Genomic DNA, 23418 nt, shown 5'->3' on the forward strand with positions numbered 1-23418 from the left:
ACCTTCCGTGGTAATGGATTTCACGCCGACGGGTCGACGAGAACCTTCATCTTGGTTCCGGCGTGCAGCGCCTCGAAGCCCTCGTCGACGACGTCGTCGATGGGAATCGACGTGACCCACCCCGTCGTGTCGTACACGCCGCGGGCCATCAGGTCGATGACAGCGTCGAAGTCCGCAGCCGTGTAGCACAGCGAGCCCTGGATTCGGGACTCGTTCATCACCAGGTTCAACAGCGGTGTGGTGAGCGGCTTCTCGTAGATGGCGACGCTGACCATCGCCCGCCGCGCGCCCACGCAGGCCAGGGCAGTCTGTACGGCGGGGGCGACACCGGCCGCGTCGTAGACCGCGTCGGCTCCGCTGCCGCCGGTGTGATCGGCGATGAAGGCCGGCACGTCGAGGGCCCCCGGGTCCAGGGTCCGCGCCCCGAGCCCCTCGATGGCGGCGCGCCTGGTGGGTGAGGGCTCGACGACGAAGACGTCATCAACACCCTTGCCGCGCAGGGCGAACCACAAGCCGATCCCGATGGGTCCCGCACCGAACACCATCGCGGTGCGGCCGGGCCTTGGCTCACCGAGGGTGGCCGCGTGATAGGCGACCGACATCGGTTCCACTAGGGCACCCAGTTCGAGTGAGACATTGTCCGGCAGCCGGTGCAGCATGTTGGTGGGGACGACGGTGTACTCGGCCATACCTCCGTCGGACATCAGCCCGTGGAAACCGATCTGGGCGCAGATGTTGTAGTTACCGATCCGACAGGGCTCGCAGTGCCCACAGCGGTAGATCGGCTCGACGGCCACCCGGTCGCCCTCGGCGTAGCCGGTGACGCCCGCACCGATCGCGGTGATGGTGCCGGCGAACTCGTGGCCCATGGTCAGCGGCAGCTGTTGGCCGGTGAGGGGGTGCGGTTCGGTGGGCACGAATATCGGCCCGGCGTAGTACTCGTGCAGGTCGGTGCCGCAGATTCCGTTGTAGCCGACCTTCACCTTGACGGTGCCCGGTGTGGGCTGGGGTTCGGGCACATCGGTGACATCGAGCTTGTTGGGTCCGTAGTAGACAGCTGCCTTCATGCAGCCTTTCTATGTGACCTGGCGCACAGGCATAAGAGTTGCAGGGGGTTGCAACCCTTGTGGGCGGCACCGTTGCGGGTGTGTCCTGCCTCACATGACTTCAACGATCGAAACCACGACTGCGGAAACCACTCGCTCTCCGCAGGAGCGCGTCGACGCCTGGCTCGTCGACTTCGAGTCCGCCCTTGCCGTCCGCGATATCGAACGCGCCGTGAGCATGTTCGCCGTCGACAGTTTCTGGCGTGACCTGGTGGCGTTCACCTGGAACCTCAAGACCATGGAGGGCCGGGACAGCATCGCGGCCATGCTCACCGAGCGGTTGGCGCCGACCGATCCGGCCCGCCTCCGCACCAGGGAGGCCCCTAGCGACGACGGTGACGGCGTGGTGTCGGCGTTCATCGAGTTCGAGACCGCCGTTGGCCGCGGTGTCGGGCACCTTCGGCTCAGGAGCGACGCCGACGGGGACACAGCGTGGACGCTGCTCACCACCATGCAGGAGCTCAAGGGCCACGAGGAGCGCAAGGGTGCGTCGCGTGTGTTTGGCGCGGTGCACGGCAGCGACCCCGACACTCGGTCGTGGGCGCAGAAGCGGGCCGATGAGGACGCCGCCCTCGGCTACACCGAGCAGCCCTATGTGGTGGTTGTCGGCGGTGGTCAGGGCGGTATCGCACTCGGTGCGCGGCTGCGCCAGCTCGGCGTGCCCGCCATCGTCGTCGACAAGCACGAGCGGCCCGGCGACCAGTGGCGCAAGCGGTACAAGTCGCTGTGCCTGCACGACCCGGTCTGGTACGACCACCTGCCCTACCTGCCGTTCCCGCAGAACTGGCCGGTGTTCGCACCCAAGGACAAGATCGGCGACTGGCTCGAGTTCTACACCCGTGTCATGGAGGTGCCGTACTGGTCGAAGACGTCGTGTCTGTCGGCGGCGTACGACGAGGCCGAGAAGCGCTGGACAGTTGAGGTCAACCGCGACGGCGAGCGCGTCACGCTGCGGCCCGCGCACCTCGTGCTCGCGACCGGCATGTCGGGCAAGCCCAGCGTGCCGACCCTGCCCGGGCAGGACGTGTTCCGCGGCGAACAGCACCACTCGAGCGCGCACCCGGGACCTGACCGCTACGTCGGCAAGCGCGCCGTCGTGATCGGCTCGAACAACTCCGCGCACGACATCTGCAAGGCGCTCGTCGAGACCGGCGTCGACGTGACGATGGTGCAACGGTCCTCGACGCACATCGTGAAGTCGGACTCGCTGATGGAACTCGGGCTGGGAGACCTGTACTCGGAGCGTGCGCTGGCCGCGGGCATGACGACGGAGAAGGCGGACCTGACATTCGCGTCGCTGCCGTACCGGATCATGCACGAGTTCCAGATCCCGATCTACGACGCGATCCGAGAGCGGGACAAGGACTTCTACGACCGGCTGACCGCGGCGGGATTCGACCTCGACTGGGGCGATGACGGCTCCGGACTGTTCATGAAGTACCTGCGACGGGGTTCGGGCTACTACATCGACGTCGGCGCGTGCGACCTGATCGCCGACGGATCGATCAAGCTTGCGCACGGCCAGGTCGATCGCCTCACCGAGGACTCCGTGGTGCTCGCCAACGGCACGGTGCTGCCCGCTGATGTGGTCGTGTACGCGACCGGCTTCGGATCGATGAACGGCTGGGCGGCCGACCTCATCGGCCAGGACGTCGCCGACAAGGTCGGCAGGGTGTGGGGCCTGGGATCGGAGACGACGAAGGACCCGGGACCGTGGGAGGGCGAGCAGCGCAACATGTGGAAGCCCACCCAGCAGGAGAACCTGTGGTTCCACGGCGGCAATCTGCACCAGTCCCGGCACTACTCGCTGTACCTGGCACTGCAGCTCAAGGCGCGTCACGCGGGTATCCCCACTCCCGTGTACGGCCAGCAGGAGGTGCACCACCTCAGCTGAGTGCCATGGCGATCTCGTGGAGCCACACCCGCCTCCCCCGGGTGTGGCTCCACCAGTTGCTTTGGTAGACAGTGGTGTGCGCGCACCCGAGGTTGCGGGGTTGCCTCCGATCGTCGGCGGGCGGCCCACGGTGCTCATTCTCGGCAACGCACCCAGCGTGCTGTCGCTACAAACCCAGCAGTACTACGGCAACCCACGCAACGCGTTCTGGCGTATCGCGGGCGAGTTGTACGGATTCGATCCGGCCGCCCCGTACGCCGAGCGCACAGCCGCCCTGGTGGAGCGCGGCGTCGCCGTGTGGGATGTCCTGCAGCACTGCCGACGAGTCGGCAGCCTGGACTCCGCTGTCGAACGGGACAGCATGGTGCCCAACGACTTCGAGTCCTTCTTCGATTCACATCCGGAAATCTCCCGGGTCTTCTTCACCGGTGGCGCAGCCGAGACCAACTACCGGCGCCTGGTCCGCGTGAGCGCCCGCGTGACGTATGCGCGGCTGCCGTCGACGAGCCCGGCACACACCAGGCCGGTGGCCGCCAAGCTGGCCGCGTGGCGGGAGATCCTTGAACTCTAGAGCGACGCCGGAACGCCTGCTGCGGACGCCGATTCCGGTCGGTTTGACGCCCGCCTGGCGCTCAGGGCGGTCGCGGTGAGGATAACGAGAAGAGCGGTGGCGGTCAGTGCGGCGCCGGCCCAGATGGGTGAGGTGTAACCAAGCCCGGCGGTGATCGTCAGACCACCTATCCAGGCGCCGAGTGCGTTACCGAGGTTGAAGGCGCCGATGTTGGCCGCCGACGCCATCGTTGGCGCGTCGTCGGCGAACGTCATGACACGCATCTGCAGTGCAGGGACACTGCCGAAACCGGCGGCTCCCATCAACAGCAGCGCGACGATCGTGGCGGGTCGGCTGTGCGCGGTGAGCGCAAACGCCACCAGGATGACAATCAGGGCACCGATGAACACGATGAGGGTTCGGTCGACCGACCGGTCGGCAGCCTTGCCGCCGAAGACATTTCCGACGAAGAGCCCCACGCCGAACAACACCAGCAGCCACGGCACGGTCGAGGATGCGAAGCCCGAGACCTCGGTCAGGGTGTAGGCGATGTAGGTGAACGCGCCGAACATGCCGCCGAACCCCAGGATAGTCACCGCGATCGACAGCCACACTTGAAGGCGTGTGAAGGCTCGCAGCTCACGTCGCAGACTGGCTGGTGCCTCCGATGATTCATCCCTTGGCACCAGAGCGGCGATGCCGACTACGGCGAGCACCCCGATAAGCGTGATCGCCCAGAACGTCGCCCGCCAGCCGAACTGCTGACCCAGCAGGGTGCCAAACGGCACACCGAGGACGTTGGCCGCGGTGAGCCCGGTGAACATGATGGCGATCGCACCCGCCTTGCGGTGGGCGGGAACCATATTCGCCGCGACCACCGATCCAATGCCGAAGAACGCGCCGTGGCACAGTGCGGCCAGAACGCGACCGCTCATCAGGACCGAGTAGCTCGGGGCCAGGGCCGACAGGAGATTTCCGGCGATGAACAACGCGAGCAGCCCGATGAGCACTGGTTTGCGGGGAAGGCGTGTCACCGCGGCTGTCACGATCAGCGCGCCGACGACGACCGCCAGCGCATAACCGGAGATCAGCCAGCCGGCGACGGCCTCGGTCACCGCGAACTCCGTGGCGATGTCCGGCAGCAGTCCCATGATGACGAATTCGGTCAGGCCGATGCCGAATCCGCCGATCGCCAGCGCTATCAGTCCCTTGGGCACCGGGCCCCTCCTTCGGTAGCGTCGCACGCCTCTATAGCGCGTGTGCAACTATCTTCGGTGATCGATAGTTGCACACGCGTGATATCGGCGCAAGCTGGTAGTGTGTGACGTGGTCAACACAGCTGGAGGACTCAATGGGCATCGCCGATGACGCCGTCGAGATCCGTGCTCGGGGATGGCGAACACTGGCGGCGCTGCACGGCCATCTGGAAGCAGCGCTGGAGAAGGTGTTACAGGCCGAGCACGGGCTGTCCGTCGTCGAGTACACGGTCCTGGATGCACTGAGCCGACAGGACGGCTGGCACATGAGAATGCAGCAGCTGGCCCGCGCGACGGCGCTGAGTTCGAGCGCGACGACGCGGCTGGTCAATCGCCTCGAGGAGCGTGGGCTTCTCGGGCGCTACCTATGCCAGGACGACCGGCGCGGCATCTACACCGAGCTGACGCCCGAGGGGCGGCAGCTTCTGGACCTGGCCCGTCCGCACCACGACCGTGTGCTGAAACAGGCACTCGGGGAGGCCGCCGAACAACCCGAACTCGCGCCGCTCGTCGACGCATTGCACAGCCTGTAGCGGCTTACCGCCGATCCACTAGAGCTGATCCCCTAGAGCTGATCCACGATGTCCTTGGCTTCCTTGAGACCCAGCCCGGACTGCTCGCGCAGCATCTTGATCGCGTTGATCTTCTTCCCGCTGGCGGCCAGGATTCGGACCTCGTCGCTGACCCACCCCTCGTGAAACTCACCGGTGGGCGCGGGCCGCGCAGGTTGGCCGGGCGCCGGCTGGCCTGACCGCAGCGCCGCGTGCTCGAGGGCCGCGACGCGCCGTTCGAGGGCATCGATGCGCCGCTGCAAGTCAGAGTCCGAGTTTCCGAAAAGTGCCATGCCGCACAGTGTCGCGCATCGCTGATGACCAACTTCGGTGTTCATACCGGTTTCGTTGTCCAGGGTTTGCGGGTAAGAACGAATGACATGACCAGCTTCCTCAGGAAACTGCTGGGCATCGGCCTGGCAATCACAGTCATGATCGGTCTGGCCGGCATCACCGGCCCAGGCGCCGCACAGGCATACTCCCGACCGGGTCTACCGGTGGAATACCTCGACGTACCGTCCGCCGCGATGGGCCGCAATGTGCGGGTCCAGTTCCAGCCTGGCGGCTCGCACGCCGTCTACCTGCTCGACGGCCTGCGCGCGCGAGACGACTTCAACGGCTGGGATATCGAGACCCCCGCGTTCGAGTGGATGCACGACTCCGGGCTGGCGACGGTGATGCCGGTCGGCGGCATGTCGAGCTTCTACGTCGACTGGTACCAACCCGCCGTCGGCAATGGCACCACCCAGACCTACAAGTGGGAGACCTTTCTGACACGAGAACTGCCTGCCTGGCTCGCGGAGAACAAGGGTGTCTCGCAGAGCGGCAACGCCGCGGTCGGTGTGTCGATGAGTGGGTCGACGGCGTTGAACCTCGCGACCTACTACCCCGAGCAGTTCCGGTACGCGGCTTCGCTGTCGGGATTCCTCAATCTCTCTGATGGCTTCTGGCCGACGCTGGTCGGACTCGCGATGAACGATGCCGGCGGGTTCAACGCAGGCGCCATGTGGGGGCCGCCGGGCGATCCGGCGTGGGCCCGCAACGATCCGACGGTCAACGTGGCCAAGCTGGTCGCCACGGGTGCACGCATCTGGGTCTACTGCGGCAGCGGCACCCCCAGTGATCTGCCGGGCGCCGTGGCGGGTATGCCGCAGCAGTTCCTGGAGAACTTCACGCTGGGATCGAACACGAACTTCCAGAAGGCCTACGTCGCCGCGGGCGGCACCAATGCGACGTTCGACTTCCCGCCGGACGGCACGCACTCGTGGCCCTACTGGGGCCGGGAACTCCAGCGCATGCTGCCCGACATTCAGCGCACGCTCGGCGCTAGCTGACCGGCGGGCGACGCTGCGCCCACGGGCGTGCGGTCTCGATCTGCGCGCCCAGCGACAGCAGCGTCGCCTCGTCGAACGGCCTGCCGACGAGCTGGACGGAGGTCGGGATGCCGTCGCCGTCGAGGGCCCACGGCACGACGGCGGCGGGCTGGCCGGTGACGTTGAACATGGCCTGGAACGGCGTCCGCGCGGCGACGAGCGCGAGGGTCGAGATCGCGCCGCGCCGCTGGTAGGCACCCACCCGTGACGGGCCGATCGCCGTACCTGGGGTGATGACCACGTCGACGTCGTCGAAGATCGCGTTGACCCGGGCAGTCACGTCGGACTCCCCCGCTCGCATCGCCGCCAGGCGCCGGTCCGACACCAGCGAGCCGATCCGGGCGAAGGCCCTGGTGCGGCGGTCCAGTCGTTTGGGATGTGGCAGCGCCCGAACGTCGTCGTACACGCCGCGGAAGTAGCGCGGCAGAGCCTGGCTGGAGACCGCGGAGGCCGGGTAGTCGAAGTCGCGCTCGATGACGGTGTGTCCGAGATCGCGCAGCAGGGCACCGGCCTCGGCCACCGCACCGCGCTGCGACCGGCCGACACGGGCCACCAGGGGCGGGGGAACCTTGGTGGTCAGCGCGATCCGCAGCCGTCCCGGATCCCTTGTGGCGGCGCCGACGAACCCGCCGTCGGGTGTCGGGAGGGTCGAGGTGATGTCGAGGAACAGCGCCGCGTCCTCAACGGTGTGGGCCAGCGGACCCATGACCTCCAGGCCGCACCACGCCCCGGTGTGCGGGTGGATTGGCACGCGATCACGCTGCGGCTTGATGCCGAACAGGCCGTTCCATGTGGATGGGATCCGGATGGAGCCCATGCCATCGGAGCCGAGCGCCATGGCGGCCAGGCCCGCACCCACGGCGGCGCCGCTACCCCCGCTGCTTCCGCCGGGCGCGAAGTCGGGGTTCCACGGGTTGCGCGTGGCGCCGAAGGTCACCGTCTCGGTGAACGGCCAGATCATCATCTCGGGAACGTTTGTCTTGCCCAGGATCACCGCGCCCGCCTCCCGCAACAGACGCACCACCTCTGAGTCCGAGGTGCGGGCCGGTCCGTGGGCGCTGCTGCCGAACGTGGTCACCTCGCCTGCGACGTCGGAGTCATCCTTGATCGCGATCGGAACGCCAAGCAGCGGTGAGCGCTCCCCCGAGTCCAGCCGGTCCTGTGCCAGTGCGGCGTCGCGACGGGCGGCGTCGGCGAGAACGACGCGGTACGAACGCAGTTCGCCGTCGAACCTGTCGATGCGATCGAGGTAGAGGTCGACGAGTTCCATCGCCGTGACGGTGCCCGCCGCCAATAGGCGGGCCTGTTCGGCTGCGCCGGCGAAGGCGAGGTCACGAGGGTCCATCTCGGTCAGCGTAGTGAGCTAACCGTGCCTCGTGGCGTATTCACCTGGCGTGCATCCGAGCATCGACCGGAAGTCGTTGATGAAGTGCGCCTGGTCATACCAGCCGCATCGCACGGCCAGATCGGCGAAGTCGGCGGTCGGGTCCGTCTCGATCGCGAGCGCCGCGTGCTGCAGTCGGTAGCGACACAGCACCCACTTGACCGGCACCCCGACGTAGCGGCGGAAAACCCGCTGGGTGGTGCGCGCGCTCCACGGCGAGAGGCGCATGACCTGCTCGACGCGGTGCAGTCGGTCGTCATCGCGGATGCGGTCGACCAGTGCCGTCAGCGCCCGGTAGGTCTCGTCGGGTCCGTGGTCACATGCCGAGATCACCTCGTCCAGGCGGCTCGCCGCGGCGGCGATATCGTCCTCGAAAGTCACTGGCTCGTTGAACAACTCATCAACGGTGGGCGTGACGAGCCCCGTGTACGAACTCGCGTCGCGGCCGAAGCGGGCGGCGAAGCCACCGGGACGGAAGCGCACGCCGACCACCGAACCTCGGCCCGACAGCGTCGTCGTGAAGACCTCGTCAACCACACCGTGAATGAGGGTGTTGGGCAGCGGAAACCCGTGCCGCGGCGAGTCGGTGCCCCACTCGTGGGTGATGTGCATGGCGGGGAAGGTGATGACCGCGCTGGTGTGTGAGGGCCGGCCGGTCAGATCCCAGTCGACCGACCAGAAGTGCTCGATCCACCTCGAGGCATCGGCCGACGGCGCCCACCGTGCGATATCGAACAGCGACGTCGTGTGGGCCCGCCCCACAACGCCGAGTTCAGGCGCGCTCTTGGCCATGTGCCAACCCTACGATGGCCACGGGTCGTACCGCGTGTCGCGTTTTTCCAAGCGTCCGCAGCGGGGCCAGCGCGACAGTGGTGGTCATGAGCGTTAAGCCAATTCCGGAGGGCTACACCAGCCTGACCCCCTTCATCGTCATCGACGGCGCCGCGGCGGCCATCGACTTCTACGTCGAGGTCTTCGGCGCGAAACTCCTGGAGAGGATGGACATGCCCGGCGGTGCGCGCGGCGATGAGATAGCGCACGCCGAACTCGACTTCGGCAACGGACGGTTACAGCTGTCGGACCCCAACACCGACTACGGCCTCGCGGCCCCGGCACGCGGCGAGACGGTCACGCACTCGATCGTGCTGTACTGCCCCGACGTCGACGATGTGGTGGCAGGGGCCGAGGCGGCGGGCGCGACCATCCGCGAGGCCGTGCAGACCTTCGTCACCGGCGACCGGTTCGCCTCGATCGTCGATCCGTTCGGGCAGCGCTGGGCGGTGATGACGCGCGTCGAGGATGTCGACCCGGCCGAGCGCGACCGCCGGCTGGCGCAGTGGGCAACGGAGAACGTCTGAGGTTGCCCGCTACGGTGGCGACATGTCATGTGTGTTCTGCGCCATCGTCGCCGGTGAGGCGCCCGCCATCCGGGTGCACGAGGACGACGACTACCTGGCGATCCTCGACATCCGGCCCATCGTCCGGGGCCACACCCTGGTGATTCCCAAGCGCCACACCGTCGACCTCACCGACACGCCACCATCGACGCTCGCCGACATGGTGCGCATCGGCCAGCGCATCGGCCAGGCCGCCCGGGCCTCAGAGCTGCGGGCCGATGGCAACAACATCGCCATCAATGACGGCAAGGCGGCCTTCCAGAGCGTTTTCCACGTCCACGTGCATGTGACGCCGCGGCACAACGGCGACAAACTGGCACTGGCCAAGGGCCTAGTGGTGCGTCGGGACCCGGACCGCGAGGCCACCGGGCGCATTCTGCGCGAGGCCTTGGCGGCCCTCGAGGCCTAGCGGCTCGGTGAGTCCGGAGCGCTCAGAGCGGCAGTGGCGGGTTCGCCGAGTCCACGTGCTCGACGGTGGTGAACACCAGGTCGCCACCGCCGACGTTCTCGATGTCGTGCAGCAGGTACTCACCGGCGCCGAATGTGAAGTGCCGCGTCTCACCCGCACCGTAGGACACCTCACGCGTCGTGCCGTCTGAGGTGTGCTGCCTGCTCCGCCCCGCGTTGATGGCGGTCCAGAAGTAGTCCAGCACGTGCCGGTGCGCGTGGAACCGCTCCCCCGGCGCCAGCCGGATCTCCCACACCCGCACGCGGTCGTTCTCGCTCAGCAGGCGCGAACCGACGTGACCGTCATGCGAGTGCGCATCGAACTCGGCACGCAGGTCCTCAGTCCATCCCTCGAAGTCCGTGCCGACCAACTCGCCCGCGAGCGGCGCATCGGTCAGGAAGTCAGGAGTACTGGTCATGTCATTCCTCCACTACTAGTGGCCCGGGCCGTACAGGCCGAACCGGTTGTCGGGGTCACCGGGCCACCAGGTGCAGTCCACCTGGGATCGCGTGCCCATGTCCTTGACGCGCTGCAGAAGCCGTTGGCCGAGTTCGAGCTGTCCGGGCTCCCACTTCGCCAGCGCCTCGGCGATATCACCGCTGTCGGACAGCGCGTCATACAGCGCCCACGCGTTCGCGGCGGCCTTGGCGGTACCCGCCGCGGCGTGCGGCCGAGCGGCGCTGGCCGCATCCCCGACCAGCGCGACGCGGCCCAGCGCCATCCGCTGCGCTCCGGCGTCGTACACGGCCTGCAGGTAGGGCTGCTCGGTGCGCAGCACCACCTCGGCAGCCGCCGGTGCGAGTAACTCGGTTGCTGCCGAGCGCATCTCGTCGACGAAGCGATCCTGCACCTGACCGGGGTGCAGCGACACTCCCGCCAGGAAACCGCGCTTGTCGGTCATCAGCTCGTCCAGTTCGTGACCCTCGGCCACGTTTCGATACCACACGTAATTCAGCAGTCGCTCGCCCACCGCGAGGCCGCCGTCGGTCGACGGAATCGGATACACGTTGATGTGCGTGTGAGGACCCACGCTGTACGTGATCGAGTCGTGCAGCAGCTCGAAGGTCTCCGGCGACACCTCGCGCTCGGGCACCGTGCCGCGCCAGCCGACGTATCCCGAGTACTCCATGCGGGTGCCCGGAGAGATGCGCCGCCGGCTCGGCGAGCCGATCCCGTCGGCGAACACCACGAGTTCGGCGCGCTCTCGGCGACCCGAGGTGAAGCGCACCTCCACACCGTCGGCATCCTCGTCGAAGCCCGCCGCGTACTCACCGAGGTGGTAGTCGTCCATCCCGAAGTCGGCGAGTAGCGCCCGGTAGAACGTCCCCCACGAGGTGTAGCTCCACGGCGCGTCGTCGCGGTGCACGATCCGGTTCGACCGATCCAGATACTGCACGTAATGCGTTGATGTACTGACCTGTTCGGGGTGCTGGTCGCTGCACTCGACGAACCAGCGCAGCGTGTCGGGCTGCAGGACAATGCCGCCGCCACGGCCGTCGAGGTTGGTCGGCGTGCGCTCGAACACCGAGACGTCGAACCCCAGCCGGCGCAGCAGAAGTGCCGTCGTCAGCCCACCGATCGATCCGCCGATCACCAGCGCGCGATGCCCCGACCAGTCCTGCCGAGTGTTCATGTGTCCGTCACTCATGCTTCTCTCCTAGGTCCAGGCCCAGAAAGGCTCGGGCGTTGCGCTCGAGGGCGACGTCGTCGATACCCCCGTCATGCGGCAGGTCGAGGGGGCGTGCCACCCCCATATCGAACGGATAGTCACTGCCGCACATCAGATGCGATGGGTCGGAGTGCGCACGCAGAAGATCGAGTGCAGGGCCGTCGTGAGTGAGGGTGTCGAACCACAGTGCGGCGAAACCCTCTCGCGGCGCGCGGGTCTGCCCACTGCGCACGTCCGCGCGCTGCTGCCAGCCGTGCTGCCAACGACCCACCAGCGCGGGCGCGCAGCCACCGCCGTGCAGCAGACAGATCCGCAGCCCGGGCAGTTCCTCGAGCACCCCGCCGAGCACCAGTGCCGCTGCCGCCGTGGCAGTTTCGACCGGATTGCCAATGAGGTTGGCCAGGTAGTAGGACGACCACTCGGGGCGCGGCAGCTGCATCGGGTGCACCAGCACCGCCAGGTCGCTCTCGACGGCGAACCGCAGCAGGTCGCGCATCGGCTCGACGTCGAAGGAGGTGTGCCCAAGCAGCGGTGGCACCGCGATGCCGCGCACCGACCCCGAACGAGCGAGCGCGGCCATCTGCTGTCGCGCGGCGTCGGGATCGTGCAGAGTCACCAGACCGAGCCCGAGCAGTCGGCCCGCGCTGTCACTGCACACCTTGGCGAGTTCCGCGTTGAACGCACCCACGTAGTCGTCGACGCCTGGGGCGGCCGCGACCGGGAAGGCGAACGGGGGCGCCGAGAGCACCCGGGAGCCGAGCCCGGCGGCATCGGTGTCAGCGATCACGCGGTCGATATCGCACATGGCGGCCGTCTCGATCGACAGCGGAAGGCCACCGAGGTGCAGTTGACCGTCGCGACCGTTCAGCGGCGGCACCGGAGAGCCCGGCGGCAGCCCGAACAGATCCTCGGGCAGCCAGTGGGCGTGGACGTCGATGGGGCCCTGCCGAATACGGGATGTCACGCCGCCGCCTCCAAAGTCTCGAAGCGAGCCAGCACCTCGGCCTGCAGAACCGCGACGGCCGGATCGGAGGCCCGGCGCGGCCGCGGGAGATCGACGTCGATCACCTCGTGCACCCGGCCACCAGGAGCGAGCACGACGATCCGGTCGGACAGTTGCACGGCCTCCGTGACGTCGTGGGTCACGAACATCACGGTGCGTCGGGACTCCAGCCAGATCCGCTCGAGATGCTCGCGCAGTGTGCGCGACGTCATCGCATCGAGGTGGCTGAACGGCTCGTCCATCAGCAGCACATCGGGTTCCACCGCGAAGGCCCGAGCGATGCCGATGCGTTGCTGCTGGCCACCCGAAAGCTGGGAGGGGAAGCGGTCCGCGCAGTGGCTCAGCCCGACCAGGTCCAGATAGTGCCTCGCACGTTCCTGCCAGCCCTCCCGCTCGTGCTGGACGAAGCCGAGATTCGCCATCACCGTGCGCCACGGCAGCAGCCGCGGATCCTGGAAGACGTACCCGACACGGGCGTCGCGGCCACCGGATTTCAGCGCCACCGTGCCCGACGTGTGCGTCTCAATACCCGACACTATGTTGAGCAGTGTCGTCTTTCCGCTGCCCGACGGGCCGACGACCGACACGAACGTCTCACCCGAGATCGTCAGGTCGATGCCGTCGATGACGCGGGTCGCGGACCCGCTGCGGTCGTGGAAATCCTTCACCAGGTTTCGGATCTCTATGGAAGCCATGGTTTCTCGCTCTCGTTGTAGTGGGTTTAGGCGGAGCGCCAGCGGGTGACGTAACGCTCGATGGGACCCAGGAGTAGTAGGTCGGCCACAACGAGCACGACGATGAAGACCAGCACCCAGGCGAAGAAGCCGTCGAGTTGGTTCGCGTCGTACCAGTAGCGCGACCGCCACCCGACGCCCGAGGTGGAGCCGAACCACTCCGCTAGCAGGAGCCCGTTCCAGGCGCTCATGATCGCGAACCGGACGGCAGCCACCGTCGAGCCGGCAACCGCTGGCGCGACGATGTGGCGCAGCACGTTTCGTCGGGGCACTCCGAAGGCGCGAGCCATCATGACCAGGTCGGCGGGTACCGCACGCGTCGCCTTGGCAATGTTGACCACCACGAACGGCAGCCCCGACAGGAACACCGTCACCACCGGGGTGAGCCAACCGAAACCGAACCACATGGTGGTCAGAAGTGCCCAGATCACGGCGGGGATCGCCAGAGCCGCCGCATTCAAATCCGAGAACGCGAGATCGGCCCACCGAGAAAGGCCCATCCAGACGCCGACGGCAGCCCCCACAACGAGGGCGAGTGCCAGGCCAAGGACGAAGCGGTTCATGCTGATGGCCAGGTTGTGCCACAGCTCGCCGATCGCGGCCTCCGATACGAGGCTGTCGACGGTCTGCGCAGGCGACGGTATGCGGTTGCCCACCACGACGGCCAGCTGCCAGGCACCGAGAATGGTGAGCAGCGCCGCGACGACGGCCAGCGCCGACGAGGTATGGCCGCGAAGTTGGCGTCGCCAGGTGGAGGACGTCGAGGTCACGGTGGTCATGCGATTTCCTTCCGCCATGCGAAGAAGCGGTTCTCCAGGTAGGCCAGGCCGCGCTCGATCAGCACCATGGCGACGATGAAGAGCGTCGTCCAGGCGAGCATGTCGTCGACCTGAAACTCCTGATAAGCCTTGCGAATCATGAAGCCGACGCCGTCGCTGGCGCCGAAGACCTCCGTGAGCGCCTCCACCTTCCACGCCATGGCGAAGCCGTAGCGCACACCGGCGAATACGAAGGTCACCAGGGCAGGCAGGTAGAGGTGGCGCAGCACGTCGCGCCTGTTGCGTTCGAAGGCACGGCACATCGCGAGCAGGTTGCCGTCGACCGAGCGCACGCCCTCGGCGACGTTCATCGCGATGAATGGCAGCGCCACCAGAGCCGACACCACGATGGGGCCGCCGGGGCCGACACCGAAGATCAGCAGCCCGAACACCGCGTACGTCAGGCCGGGCATGCTTCCGAGCACGAACAGCGGGAGCGAGAAGTACGCAGTCATGAATCTGCTTCGGCCCATGACGAATCCGATGATCAGCCCGCCGACCATCGCGATCGCGAAGCCCGCGGCGATCTTGCCGATGCTGGAGGCGAAGTTGGTGAGCGCCTCCCCCGACACGATGATGTCGACGACGCGTTCGAACACGTTGAGCGGCTGGGGCAGGATCGGGTCGTTGACCCACGCGGCGACGACCGCCCAAGCGGCGACGGCTGTGATCAGTGCGACACCGGACACGATCCACCGGCGCGGCCCCGCCGCCCGTGTCTTCCGCCTCCTCGAACCCGTGACTGGGTTCCGCGGTGCCGGTTCGGTGTCCGGCGGGACGATGGTCTGCGTCACTGACGGACTCCTTCGGTCGGGAGGAACTGAGGATCGGAGACGTCGTCGCCGATGACTCCGGTCTCCCGCATCAGGTCGAATATCGAACTCTCGTCATCGGCCCACTGCTGGTCGAATCGAACGTCCTCGACCACCCAGTCATGCTGAGCGACATAGTCCTTCATGAACGCGATGTCCTCGGGTGTGTCTACCGCGAAGTGCTGTGGATATCGCTCGATCATCTCGTCGCGGTGCTGCTGCCATTCGGTGAGACCGCGTTCCCACAGATCGAGGAAGGCCGAGACCTCGCCGGGATGTTCGTCGACCCAGTCCTTGCGAGCCACGAAGACGTTGCCCATGGGTCCGTCATGGCCTGGTGCCTCGAGTTCGGCGAACAGCTCGGCTGAGGACTTACCGTCATAGAGCGGTCGCACCGTGCCCTCGCGCAGATCGCGGGCCGACAGGTCCGGGTAGCAGATACAGGCGTCGATCTCACCGCGGGCCAACAGGTTCGAGAGGTTCTGGATGTCGGCGACGACGACTTGGTAGTCGTTCGCGAGGTCGATGTCGTGCATCTTCGCCAGTAGTGCGCTCCAGACCAGGGTTCCCGACACCGTGGTGAACACGCCGAGACGCCTGCCCTTCAGATCGGCGAGCGTCTGCGCGGGTTCGTCTGCGCGGACCAGGATTCGGCTGCGCTCGGCGTTGTAGCGACCGATGATGACCGTCTCGCGCCCTGTCTGCTCCTCGAGGCCGGGCACCTCGAATGACGCCGTCGAGATGATGTCGGCATGACCGCCTGCGAACAGGCCGAACTCATCCCACGTGGCGCTGGTCTCGATGGTGTAGCCGGTGTCGCGCTGCCACTGGTCGACGATGCCCGCGTCGTGCATGTAGTCCCAGATGGGGTCGGGCGCGAAGGTGAACCGGATGACGCCGTCGCGGGCGGCCCGTGATGACGCGGGCCCGCCGAGGCCGGCCGCGCACCCGGTGGTGAACGCGAGTGTTACCACCGCGATCAACACGAGCGCCGTCCGGATGAGCCGACGGCTTCGTGGGCTGTGCACTGGTGAGCCTCCTCGCTGTACTGCTGTGACGGCCCTCACCGTCCGAACAACACCATGCGTGGTGCGGGCCATATCAGGCAATGTCCTGCGAAACATACATATGCTGATCCCTATGTCATCAGGAACACTGCTCGAGCGGTGGCTCGATGGACTGGCGGACATCGGCGAAGCGGTCGGCGGCGACGAACCCGTGCCAGACCTGCTGGATCGCGTGGCCCGCACCGCCTGCACGCTGCTCGACTATGACTTCTGCGCGGTGTTCCTGCCCGACGAGAGCCGCCGTGCACTGACCATCGTCGGGGCACACGGTCTCTCCGGCGACTACATCGCGCAGGTCAACGCCGACCGGCCGATCCTGCTCGACGTCCGCGGCGAGGACGAGGCGCCGACCAGCGTCGCCTTCCGCGGCGGAGAGGTGGTGACGCTCGAGGACATCGACCTGACCCCCGGTATCGGGCCATGGGGCGGGGTCGCCCACGAACAGGGCTACCGCGCGCTCATCTCGGTGCCCCTGCGCCGCGCCGGTGTCGTCGTCGGCGCACTCAACGGTTACCGCAAGAGCGCCCACCGGTTCGACCAGGCGGAGATCAGCCTGGTGACCACGCTCGCCACCCAGGTGGCCATCGCACTGGGAACCGCGCAGCTGCGGGCCAGTGAGCAGAACACCATCCGGGAACTGCGTCGCGCCGAGGAGGTGCACGCCCTGTTGACCGCGACGGCGTTGCGCGGCGAGGGTGTCGCCGGCGTCGCCGTTGCTCTCGCCGAATTGCTGGGCCACCCGGTGGCGATCGAGGACGTCTACGGGGAGGCTCTGGCCGCTGCGGGTTGGGGCGACCGAGGCCACCCGACCGTGACCGATGACCAGATCGGCAAGGGAGAGGTCATTGCGAACGACTCCGTGACCACGGCCGGCGTCGTCCTCGACGGTGAGGTGGTCGCCCGCATCCACGTCGATGTCGAGCGAAACACGTTGTCCGGGATCGATATCCGTGCTGTCGAGCACGCCTCGGTGGTCACGGCGCTTGAGCTGTTGCGCGCCCGCACTGCCGCCGAGGTCGAGCAACGACTGCGTGGGTCACTCGTCGCGGACCTGCTCACCAGCGGGGCGGCCGATGTCGCAGACCTGCTCGACCGCGCCCGTCGGCTCGGCTGGGACCTGTCCGGCGGACAGGTGCTGCTCGCCATCCGCTGTGTGGACGAGCGTCGGGTGGACGGACCAGCGACCGAGCGGCTGCTCGCGACAGTCGACCGCTCGGTGGCAGGCGTCACGCCACGACCCCTGGTGTCGGTGTACCACGGCGATCTGGTGTTGGTCTGGAACCGCGGACGCGCCGAGACCTCGAACCTGGCAGACCGATTGGTGCAGGCGCTCACGGCCAACGGTGCGCTCGAGTACGCCGTCGCCGCCATGGCCTCCGCGCCGTCGGCCATCGGTCTTCCCGCCACGTTCCGCACCGTCCGAGGGGCGCTCGACCTCGGCGCGCAAGCAGGCGCCTCCACCGTGATCGATCTGCACGACCTCGCGATCGATCACCTGCTGCTGCAACTCGACGACCCAGTCCGATTGCGGGACTTTGCCGAATCCGTCCTCGGCCCGGCGATGCGCAACGACCGCGACCACGCGACGGAGCTGATTCACACCGCGCGGGTGCTCCTCGAGCATGACCTCGACCGGGCAACGACCGCCACCGCGCTGCACCTGCACGCCAACACCGTGCGCCAGCGGATCCGCCGGCTCGAGAGCCTCACCGACCTGCAACTTTCGCGACCACGCGACCTGCTCACGTTGACCGCGGCGTTGACGGTCTCACGAATCGCCGGTCTCGGGTGAGGGACACTGGATGGCATGAGCAATATGCCCCTATGGGAGCGCTACATCGGCGTCCCACTACTGCAGGTGCACGACGCGATCTACAAGAAGACCAATGGCCGCATCGGGCATCGCATCCCCGGCGCACCGCCGAGCCTGCTGCTGCACACCGTCGGCGCGAAGACCGGCATCCAGCGCACCAACACACTGAGCTACGCCGAGGACGGTGGCTCGTATCTGGTGGTGGCGTCCAAGGGCGGAGATCCGAAGGCACCGGGCTGGTACTTCAACCTCAAGGCCAACCCGAAGGTCGAGATCAACATCGGGCCCAAGCGGATGCCCGCAACGGCGCGCATCATCGGCGCCGATGATCCCGACTATCCGCGGCTGTGGAAGTTGGTCAACGACAACAACTCCAATCGCTACGACGGGTATCAGAAGCGCACGACGCGCAAGATCCCGATCATCGCGCTGACGCCCTAGAACAGCTCCTTGGCGAGCAGTTCCAGCGTCGCCTCGCGTGCGGGCGCCGTCGCGGGGTCCACACCGCGGCGTGCCGACCCGACGGGGTTGATCATCACCTCGTCGACGTCGAAGTCCTGCGCGATCTGCCTGACCTGCTCGGCAGCCTCGACAGGATCGCCAAGGACTGCGCTGTCGCGGCCCGCCTCGATGACTGCCTGCTGGTGGGGTGTCATCGTGAGGGCTTGCGCATCCTCGACCAGGTCCAGCGCCCGCAGCGGCTGGCCGGTGCGCAGCAAGGCCATCATGTGCAGGTTCGGCAGCATCAGCGCCTCGGCCTCGGCGCGGGTGGCGGCCACCGACGCGTTGACGGTCATGAACGTCGTCGGCACGGGCACGACGCCGGGCCGGAACTCCTCGCGGTAGACGGCAAGCGCCTCCTCGGTGCCGCGGCCCGCGAAGTGATGCGCGAAGACGTAGGGCAGCCCCTTGGCGGCGGCCAGATGTGCCGAGTACATCGAGGATCCCAGCAGCCACAGCCGGGCCTCACTCGCCGCCGCGGGTGTCGCCTTGAGGATGTAGTTCTCGTCGAACATGTTGCGTCCCCGGACCGCGACCGAGACGCCCGTCGCGCTCATCAGTGCGGCGACGTCGTCGAGGTACTGCGGGAACTTCTCGATGTCGGTGTCGTCACGGCCCGCGGCGCCGCGCAGCGCCATTGACGTGACGGGGTCGCTGCCCGGTGCGCGACCCAGGCCCAGATCGATGCGCCCAGGTGCGGCCGCCTCAAGCAGGGCGAACTGTTCGGCCACCGCGAGCGGCGCGTGGTTGGGCAGCATCACCCCGCCCGAGCCCAGCCGGATACGCGTCGTCTGCGCCGCCAGGTAGGCGATCAGGACGGGTGGACTGGTGGCGGCGACGGCGGGCATGTTGTGGTGTTCGGCCAGCCAGTACCGCGTATAGCCGAGGTCGTCGGCGGTCCGCGCCAGGCGCACTGTCGCTGCGAGTGCATCCGCCGTGGTCTGGTCGCTTCGGACGGGGACGAGATCGAGAACCGAGAGTCGCACGTCAGGGTCAACGCGATGAGCCCCTCGAACGTTCCTCACTGCCGTGATTTCGGCGCGCTTTCGCCCGCTCAGCGCTCCTTAGCGCGCCGAAATCACACGTGGGCGATGCGTTTGGCCTCGGCGAACACGTCATCGAGCATCGCCGGGGTCAATCGGCCGGTGAAGGTGTTCTGCTGACTGGGGTGATAGCAGCCGATCAGCGTGACGGCGCCGATCGGGGCCGTCACGAGGTGGCCGAACTTCGGCATCGGCTTGGGCACCGCCACACCGCCGGCCCGGAGCATGTCCAGCGCCGCCCGCCAGGCGAACCCGCCGAGGACGACGATCGCCTTCACGCTCGGCGCGAGCAATCGCCACTCGGCGTCGAGCCACGGCGCGCACGTCGCCCGCTCATCCGGCGTCGGCGCGTTATCGGGCGGCGCACATCGCACCGCCGCGACAACGCGGGTGTCGTTGAGCGACAAGCCATCCGCGGCGTCGACACTGTCCGGCGCGCTCGCCAGCTCGGCCCGGTACATCGCCGCGAACAGGAAGTCGCCACTGCGATCGCCGGTGAACACCCGGCCCGTCCGATTCGCGCCATGCGCCGCGGGCGCCAGACCGAGGACCAGAATTCCCGGTTCGGCCGCACCGAATCCGGGGATTGGCCGACCCCAGTACGGCTCACCCGCGAAGGAGCGACGCTTGGCCAGTGCGACGTCCTCGCGCCACGTCACCAGCCGTGGACAGGCCCGGCACACGCTGACCAGCGCGTCGAGGTCCTCGAGGCTGCGCGTCCGCCTGGCCAACGATCGCGCCCGCGCCGCCGTCGACGCCACCACGGTGTCGGGCGTCGCCGGATCCCCCGGCCAACCGGTCCCGGCGGGCACCGGCGAGTCGAAGTACTCGCCGGTTCGGACATGCGGCAGTCTCACCCCACCACTGTGCACGCCGGATAAATCTCTCGCGGCTCGGGCGGGCCCGCTGTTACATTCAGCCGCGATACCCCATGAACACAAAGAAGCGCCAGCCGCTGTTTCTGATCTTCTTCGCGGCGCTGACCGCCGGTGCGGGCAACGGGATCTCCATCGTGGCATTCCCGTGGCTGGTGTTGCAGCGCAACGGCTCGGCGGTCGAGGCCTCGATCGTGGCCATGGCGGGGACGCTGCCACTTCTGGTGGCCACCCTGATCGCGGGTGCGGCCGTGGACTACCTCGGCCGCCGGCGGGTCTCGATGATCTCCGATGCACTCTCGGCGCTCTCGGTGGCCGCGGTGCCGGTGATCGCCCTGACCTTCGGCGTCCATGCCGTCAACGTCGCAGTGCTGGCCGGTCTGGCAGCTCTTGGCGCGTTCTTCGACCCTGCCGGCATGACCGCCCGCGAGACGATGCTGCCGGAGGCCGCGCAGAGTGCGGGCTGGTCACTGGACCGCGCCAACAGCGTGTACGAGGCGAACTTCAACCTCGCCTACATCGTCGGCCCGGGTATCGGCGGCCTGCTCATCGCCACCGTCGGCGGCGTCAACACCATGTGGGTGACATCGGGATTCTTCGTGCTGTCCATCCTGGCCATCTCCGTACTGCGACTGGAGGGGACGGGAACTCCCAACCGCGAGCATCTGCCCCAGGTGTGGGCGGGCATCGTGGAGGGTCTCAAGTTCGTCTGGAACACACCGGTACTGCGCACGCTGGCGATTGTCGATCTCACCGCCACCGGTCTCTACATGCCGATGGAGAGCGTGCTGTTCCCGAAGTACTTCACCGACCGCAACGAGCCGGAGCAGCTGGGCTGGGTGCTGATGGCGTTGGCCGTCGGCGGGCTGGTCGGCGCGCTCGGTTACGCCGTGTGGTCGAAGTACTCGAACCGGCGGACGATCATGCTGATCGCGGTGATCACCCTCGGCGTCGCGATGACGGTGATCGCGTTCCTGCCACCGCTGCCCGTGATCCTGGTGCTGTCGGCGATCGTCGGCCTGGTGTACGGGCCGATGGCCCCGATCTACAACTACGTGATGCAGACGCGGGCGCCGGCGCACCTGCGGGGCCGGGTGGTCGGCGTCATGGGTTCGCTGGCCTACGCCGCCGGTCCGCTCGGACTGATCGTGGCGGGACCACTCGCCGACTACGCGGGGCTGCACACCACGTTCCTCGCACTGTCGCTGCCGATGCTGCTGCTCGGCGTGGTGGCGATCTTCCTGCCCGGGCTGCGACACCTCGACCATGCGGTGGAGACCGATACCGTCCCAGACGCCCGGGCGGGCTGACGCCTACGATCGTGCGATGGACTCCGCCCTGGACGCCCTGATCACCCAGTTGCCCGACGGCACTGTCATCACCGACCCCGACATCCTGGAGTCCTACCGCCAGGATCGCGCCGCCGACCCCAGCGCGGGCATGCCGTTGGCCGTGGTCCGACCCGTCCGCACCGAGGAGGTGCAGGCGGTGATGCGGTGGGCGACCCGACATCGCGTGCCGGTCGTGCCGCGCGGTGCGGGCACCGGGCTGTCGGGCGGGGCGACGGCGCTGACCGGTGGTTTGGTGCTGTCCACCGAGCGCATGCGCGACATCGTCGTTGACCCGGTGACGCGCACCGCCGTCACCCAGCCGGGCCTGTTCAATGCCGAGGTCAAGAAGGCCGTCGCAGCGCACGGTCTCTGGTATCCGCCGGACCCGTCGTCGTTCGAGATCTGCACCATCGGCGGCAACATCGCCACCAACGCGGGCGGCCTGTGCTGCGTGAAGTACGGGGTCACGACCGACTACGTACTGGGCCTGCAGGTGGTGCTGGCCGACGGCACTGCGGTGCGTCTCGGCGGCCCACGCCTGAAGGACGTTGCGGGACTGAGCCTGACGAAGTTGTTCGTCGGCAGCGAGGGCACGCTGGGTGTGGTGACCGAGGTGACGTTGCGACTGCTTCCGCCGCAGCATCGCGGCAGCACCGTGGTCGCCTCATTCGCATCGGTGGCCGCGGCCGCCGACGCCGTCGTGACGATCACCGGCAAGATCCGGCCCTCGATGCTCGAGTTCATGGACGCCGTCGCGATCAACGCCGTCGAGGACAAGCTCAAGATGGGCCTGGACCGCGGTGCCGCCGCGATGATGGTCGCCGCGTCCGATGACCGCGGCCCCGCCGGTGTTGAGGACACCGAGTACATGGCGTCCGTGTTCACCGAATTCGGTGCGACGGAGGTCTATACGACCGCCGACCCCGACGAGGGCGAGGCATTCGTCGCCGCCCGCCGATTCGCGATCCCGGCGGTGGAGGCCAAGGGCGCTCTGCTGCTCGAGGATGTCGGGGTGCCCCTGCCCGCGCTGGCCGAGCTGGTGTCCGGCGTCGAGAAGATCGCCGCCCAGCACGACCTGATGATCTCGGTGATCGCGCATGCCGGCGACGGCAACACCCATCCGCTGATCGTGTACGACGCGGCTGATGCGGCGATGACGGAACGCGCCAACGCCGCGTTCGGCGAGATCATGGACCTGGCCGTCGGACTCGGCGGCACCATCACCGGTGAGCACGGTGTCGGCAGGCTCAAGCGGCCATGGCTGGCGGGGTACCTGGGGCCGGAGGCGATGGAACTCAACCGGCGCATCAAGACAGCGCTCGACCCCGACAACATCCTCAACCCGGGCGCCGCGCTCTAACACCTCGGGTTCTCCCGCGAGCAGACACGGTGAAGGCCCTCCCCCGGGGATGTTCGGAGAGGGCCTTCATGTCCGTGGCGTCTAGCGCTGCGACAGGCCTGCGACGTGCTGCGGGCCGTGGTGGCTGTGCCAGCCGGGCTGCTGGCTGGGGGCCGGGTGGGCCTTGACGGCCGGGGCGTAAGAATAGCCGGGGCCGGTGGGGGCCTGGCTCTGGGCGTTGGCCATACCGGCCAGGCCGAGGGCAGCACCACCGATGATGCCGGCGGAGACGATCGGGAGGGCGATCAGGCGGGCGATGCTGGTCATGTCTTCAATCCTTCTGTCTGGGTTGACTTTTCGTTTCCCTGCCGGTGTTTCTCCGGCGATGAGATAACTATGTCGCGTTTCCAGAAGGACGTCTGTCGGGTGATCGGCCCAGACACCGGTGGAACCT

25 protein-coding genes are annotated in these 23418 nt (G+C 67.7%); 10 read left to right on the forward strand and 15 right to left on the reverse strand.

The window, feature by feature from the left end:
* Nucleotides 1-20 precede the first annotated feature (20 nt).
* A complete protein-coding gene (locus tag ABIA65_RS07670) occupies nt 21-1067 on the reverse strand; it encodes a 2,3-butanediol dehydrogenase (RefSeq protein WP_354523159.1) in 1047 nt (348 codons plus the stop codon).
* 94 nt (nt 1068-1161) lie between these two features.
* Here ABIA65_RS07670 and ABIA65_RS07675 point away from each other — a divergent pair, with 94 nt between their 5' ends.
* Nucleotides 1162-3000, forward strand: a complete 1839-nt coding sequence (locus ABIA65_RS07675) for an NAD(P)-binding domain-containing protein (protein WP_354523160.1) — start codon at nt 1162-1164, stop codon at nt 2998-3000.
* Nucleotides 3001-3100: 100 nt separating this feature from the next.
* Complete coding sequence (locus ABIA65_RS07680; RefSeq protein ID WP_502919537.1) at nt 3101-3571, forward strand: DNA-deoxyinosine glycosylase; 471 nt, start codon at nt 3101-3103, stop codon at nt 3569-3571.
* Here ABIA65_RS07680 and ABIA65_RS07685 read toward each other — a convergent pair.
* A complete protein-coding gene (locus ABIA65_RS07685) occupies nt 3568-4767 on the reverse strand; it encodes an MFS transporter (RefSeq protein WP_354523162.1) in 1200 nt (399 codons plus the stop codon). The genes ABIA65_RS07680 and ABIA65_RS07685 overlap by 4 nt on opposite strands.
* 134 nt (nt 4768-4901) lie before the next feature.
* Here ABIA65_RS07685 and ABIA65_RS07690 point away from each other — a divergent pair, with 134 nt between their 5' ends.
* On the forward strand, nt 4902-5339 hold the full coding sequence (locus ABIA65_RS07690; protein ID WP_241405538.1) for a MarR family winged helix-turn-helix transcriptional regulator: 438 nt from the start codon (nt 4902-4904) through the stop codon (nt 5337-5339).
* A gap of 32 nt (nt 5340-5371) precedes the next feature.
* Here the strand turns inward: ABIA65_RS07690 and ABIA65_RS33470 are convergent, their stop codons facing one another.
* Nucleotides 5372-5650: a ribosomal protein L7/L12 gene (locus tag ABIA65_RS33470; RefSeq protein WP_241403871.1), complete on the reverse strand. Its 279-nt coding sequence runs from the start codon at nt 5648-5650 to the stop codon at nt 5372-5374.
* 87 nt (nt 5651-5737) lie between these two features.
* On the opposite strand from ABIA65_RS33470, the gene ABIA65_RS07700 reads away from it, so the two are divergent.
* Entirely contained in the window at nt 5738-6691 is a 954-nt protein-coding gene (locus tag ABIA65_RS07700; protein WP_241403870.1) for an alpha/beta hydrolase, read from the forward strand.
* Here the strand turns inward: ABIA65_RS07700 and ABIA65_RS07705 are convergent.
* Complete coding sequence (locus tag ABIA65_RS07705; protein WP_241403869.1) at nt 6684-8075, reverse strand: amidase; 1392 nt, start codon at nt 8073-8075, stop codon at nt 6684-6686. The two genes, ABIA65_RS07700 and ABIA65_RS07705, sit on opposite strands and share 8 nt — an antisense overlap.
* Before the next feature lie 18 nt (nt 8076-8093).
* Nucleotides 8094-8906 carry an AraC family transcriptional regulator gene (locus tag ABIA65_RS07710; RefSeq protein WP_241403868.1) on the reverse strand — a complete coding sequence of 271 codons (813 nt, stop codon included), beginning with the start codon at nt 8904-8906 and terminating at the stop codon, nt 8094-8096.
* A gap of 86 nt (nt 8907-8992) precedes the next feature.
* Here ABIA65_RS07710 and ABIA65_RS07715 point away from each other — a divergent pair, with 86 nt between their 5' ends.
* Together ABIA65_RS07715 and ABIA65_RS07720 are read left to right on the forward strand one after the other, a co-directional pair.
* Nucleotides 8993-9472: a VOC family protein gene (locus ABIA65_RS07715; protein ID WP_241403867.1), complete on the forward strand. Its 480-nt coding sequence runs from the start codon at nt 8993-8995 to the stop codon at nt 9470-9472.
* Nucleotides 9473-9494: 22 nt separating this feature from the next.
* Nucleotides 9495-9920 carry an HIT family protein gene (locus tag ABIA65_RS07720; protein ID WP_354523163.1) on the forward strand — a complete coding sequence of 142 codons (426 nt, stop codon included), beginning with the start codon at nt 9495-9497 and terminating at the stop codon, nt 9918-9920.
* Between the two features lie 22 nt (nt 9921-9942).
* On the opposite strand, the gene ABIA65_RS07725 is transcribed toward ABIA65_RS07720, so the two are convergent.
* From ABIA65_RS07725 to ABIA65_RS07755, 7 genes are read right to left on the reverse strand one after another with little or no spacing between them, the layout of a single operon-like run.
* Complete coding sequence (locus tag ABIA65_RS07725) at nt 9943-10377, reverse strand: cupin domain-containing protein (RefSeq protein WP_354523164.1); 435 nt, start codon at nt 10375-10377, stop codon at nt 9943-9945.
* 15 nt (nt 10378-10392) lie between these two features.
* On the reverse strand, nt 10393-11607 hold the full coding sequence (locus ABIA65_RS07730) for an FAD binding domain-containing protein (protein WP_241403864.1): 1215 nt from the start codon (nt 11605-11607) through the stop codon (nt 10393-10395).
* The gene (locus ABIA65_RS07735) at nt 11600-12592 is read right to left on the reverse strand and encodes an amidohydrolase family protein (RefSeq protein ID WP_354523165.1); all 993 of its coding nucleotides are present in this window, start codon (nt 12590-12592) and stop codon (nt 11600-11602) included. Before ABIA65_RS07735 ends, ABIA65_RS07730 begins: the two co-directional genes overlap by 8 nt.
* Nucleotides 12589-13326: an ABC transporter ATP-binding protein gene (locus tag ABIA65_RS07740; RefSeq protein ID WP_354523166.1), complete on the reverse strand. Its 738-nt coding sequence runs from the start codon at nt 13324-13326 to the stop codon at nt 12589-12591. Before ABIA65_RS07740 ends, ABIA65_RS07735 begins: the two co-directional genes overlap by 4 nt.
* Nucleotides 13327-13352: 26 nt before the next feature.
* The gene (locus ABIA65_RS07745; protein ID WP_354523167.1) at nt 13353-14144 is read right to left on the reverse strand and encodes an ABC transporter permease; all 792 of its coding nucleotides are present in this window, start codon (nt 14142-14144) and stop codon (nt 13353-13355) included.
* Entirely contained in the window at nt 14141-14977 is an 837-nt protein-coding gene (locus ABIA65_RS07750) for an ABC transporter permease (protein ID WP_354523168.1), read from the reverse strand. The genes ABIA65_RS07745 and ABIA65_RS07750 overlap by 4 nt, the downstream gene beginning before the upstream one ends.
* Nucleotides 14974-16023, reverse strand: a complete 1050-nt coding sequence (locus tag ABIA65_RS07755; RefSeq protein ID WP_241403859.1) for an ABC transporter substrate-binding protein — start codon at nt 16021-16023, stop codon at nt 14974-14976. The genes ABIA65_RS07750 and ABIA65_RS07755 overlap by 4 nt, the downstream gene beginning before the upstream one ends.
* A gap of 112 nt (nt 16024-16135) precedes the next feature.
* Here ABIA65_RS07755 and ABIA65_RS07760 point away from each other — a divergent pair, with 112 nt between their 5' ends.
* Together ABIA65_RS07760 and ABIA65_RS07765 are read left to right on the forward strand one after the other, a co-directional pair.
* On the forward strand, nt 16136-17854 hold the full coding sequence (locus ABIA65_RS07760; RefSeq protein ID WP_354523169.1) for a helix-turn-helix domain-containing protein: 1719 nt from the start codon (nt 16136-16138) through the stop codon (nt 17852-17854).
* A gap of 15 nt (nt 17855-17869) precedes the next feature.
* On the forward strand, nt 17870-18316 hold the full coding sequence (locus tag ABIA65_RS07765) for a nitroreductase family deazaflavin-dependent oxidoreductase (protein WP_241403857.1): 447 nt from the start codon (nt 17870-17872) through the stop codon (nt 18314-18316).
* Here the strand turns inward: ABIA65_RS07765 and ABIA65_RS07770 are convergent.
* Together ABIA65_RS07770 and ABIA65_RS07775 are read right to left on the reverse strand one after the other, a co-directional pair.
* Nucleotides 18313-19362 (reverse strand): LLM class flavin-dependent oxidoreductase, encoded by a 1050-nt coding sequence (locus ABIA65_RS07770; protein ID WP_241403856.1) that lies wholly within the window; start codon nt 19360-19362, stop codon nt 18313-18315. The genes ABIA65_RS07765 and ABIA65_RS07770 overlap by 4 nt on opposite strands.
* 92 nt (nt 19363-19454) lie before the next feature.
* Nucleotides 19455-20276 (reverse strand): uracil-DNA glycosylase, encoded by an 822-nt coding sequence (locus ABIA65_RS07775; protein ID WP_354523170.1) that lies wholly within the window; start codon nt 20274-20276, stop codon nt 19455-19457.
* A 74-nt stretch (nt 20277-20350) separates the two neighbouring features.
* Between ABIA65_RS07775 and tap the strand changes: the two genes are divergently transcribed.
* Nucleotides 20351-21604, forward strand: a complete 1254-nt coding sequence (tap, locus tag ABIA65_RS07780; RefSeq protein WP_354523171.1) for a multidrug efflux MFS transporter Tap — start codon at nt 20351-20353, stop codon at nt 21602-21604.
* A gap of 16 nt (nt 21605-21620) precedes the next feature.
* A complete protein-coding gene (locus tag ABIA65_RS07785) occupies nt 21621-22985 on the forward strand; it encodes an FAD-binding oxidoreductase (RefSeq protein ID WP_354523172.1) in 1365 nt (454 codons plus the stop codon).
* Nucleotides 22986-23066: 81 nt separating this feature from the next.
* Here ABIA65_RS07785 and ABIA65_RS07790 read toward each other — a convergent pair whose 3' ends face one another.
* On the reverse strand, nt 23067-23291 hold the full coding sequence (locus tag ABIA65_RS07790; RefSeq protein ID WP_241403853.1) for a hypothetical protein: 225 nt from the start codon (nt 23289-23291) through the stop codon (nt 23067-23069).
* Nucleotides 23292-23418: the final 127 nt, after the last annotated feature.

Source organism: Mycolicibacterium sp. 624 (assembly GCF_040548615.1).
In the GTDB taxonomy this organism is placed as follows: domain Bacteria; phylum Actinomycetota; class Actinomycetes; order Mycobacteriales; family Mycobacteriaceae; genus Mycobacterium.

Bases quoted from the DNA above. Each gene is read 5' to 3' on its own strand.
- ABIA65_RS07705 (WP_241403869.1), bottom strand. From the start codon at position 8,075: ATGGACCCTCGTGACCTCGCCTTCGCCGGCGCAGCCGAACAGGCCCGC.
- ABIA65_RS07725 (WP_354523164.1), bottom strand. From the start codon at position 10,377: ATGACCAGTACTCCTGACTTCCTGACCGATGCGCCGCTCGCGGGCGAG.
- ABIA65_RS07710 (WP_241403868.1), bottom strand. From the start codon at position 8,906: ATGGCCAAGAGCGCGCCTGAACTCGGCGTTGTGGGGCGGGCCCACACG.
- ABIA65_RS07720 (WP_354523163.1), top strand. From the start codon at position 9,495: ATGTCATGTGTGTTCTGCGCCATCGTCGCCGGTGAGGCGCCCGCCATC.
- ABIA65_RS07765 (WP_241403857.1), top strand. From the start codon at position 17,870: ATGAGCAATATGCCCCTATGGGAGCGCTACATCGGCGTCCCACTACTG.
- ABIA65_RS07690 (WP_241405538.1), top strand. From the start codon at position 4,902: ATGGGCATCGCCGATGACGCCGTCGAGATCCGTGCTCGGGGATGGCGA.
- ABIA65_RS07670 (WP_354523159.1), bottom strand. From the start codon at position 1,067: ATGAAGGCAGCTGTCTACTACGGACCCAACAAGCTCGATGTCACCGAT.
- ABIA65_RS07675 (WP_354523160.1), top strand. From the start codon at position 1,162: ATGACTTCAACGATCGAAACCACGACTGCGGAAACCACTCGCTCTCCG.
- tap (WP_354523171.1), top strand. From the start codon at position 20,351: ATGAACACAAAGAAGCGCCAGCCGCTGTTTCTGATCTTCTTCGCGGCG.
- ABIA65_RS07700 (WP_241403870.1), top strand. From the start codon at position 5,738: ATGACCAGCTTCCTCAGGAAACTGCTGGGCATCGGCCTGGCAATCACA.
- ABIA65_RS33470 (WP_241403871.1), bottom strand. From the start codon at position 5,650: ATGGCACTTTTCGGAAACTCGGACTCTGACTTGCAGCGGCGCATCGAT.
- ABIA65_RS07730 (WP_241403864.1), bottom strand. From the start codon at position 11,607: ATGAGTGACGGACACATGAACACTCGGCAGGACTGGTCGGGGCATCGC.
- ABIA65_RS07785 (WP_354523172.1), top strand. From the start codon at position 21,621: ATGGACTCCGCCCTGGACGCCCTGATCACCCAGTTGCCCGACGGCACT.
- ABIA65_RS07740 (WP_354523166.1), bottom strand. From the start codon at position 13,326: ATGGCTTCCATAGAGATCCGAAACCTGGTGAAGGATTTCCACGACCGC.
- ABIA65_RS07760 (WP_354523169.1), top strand. From the start codon at position 16,136: ATGTCATCAGGAACACTGCTCGAGCGGTGGCTCGATGGACTGGCGGAC.
- ABIA65_RS07790 (WP_241403853.1), bottom strand. From the start codon at position 23,291: ATGACCAGCATCGCCCGCCTGATCGCCCTCCCGATCGTCTCCGCCGGC.
- ABIA65_RS07715 (WP_241403867.1), top strand. From the start codon at position 8,993: ATGAGCGTTAAGCCAATTCCGGAGGGCTACACCAGCCTGACCCCCTTC.
- ABIA65_RS07745 (WP_354523167.1), bottom strand. From the start codon at position 14,144: ATGACCACCGTGACCTCGACGTCCTCCACCTGGCGACGCCAACTTCGC.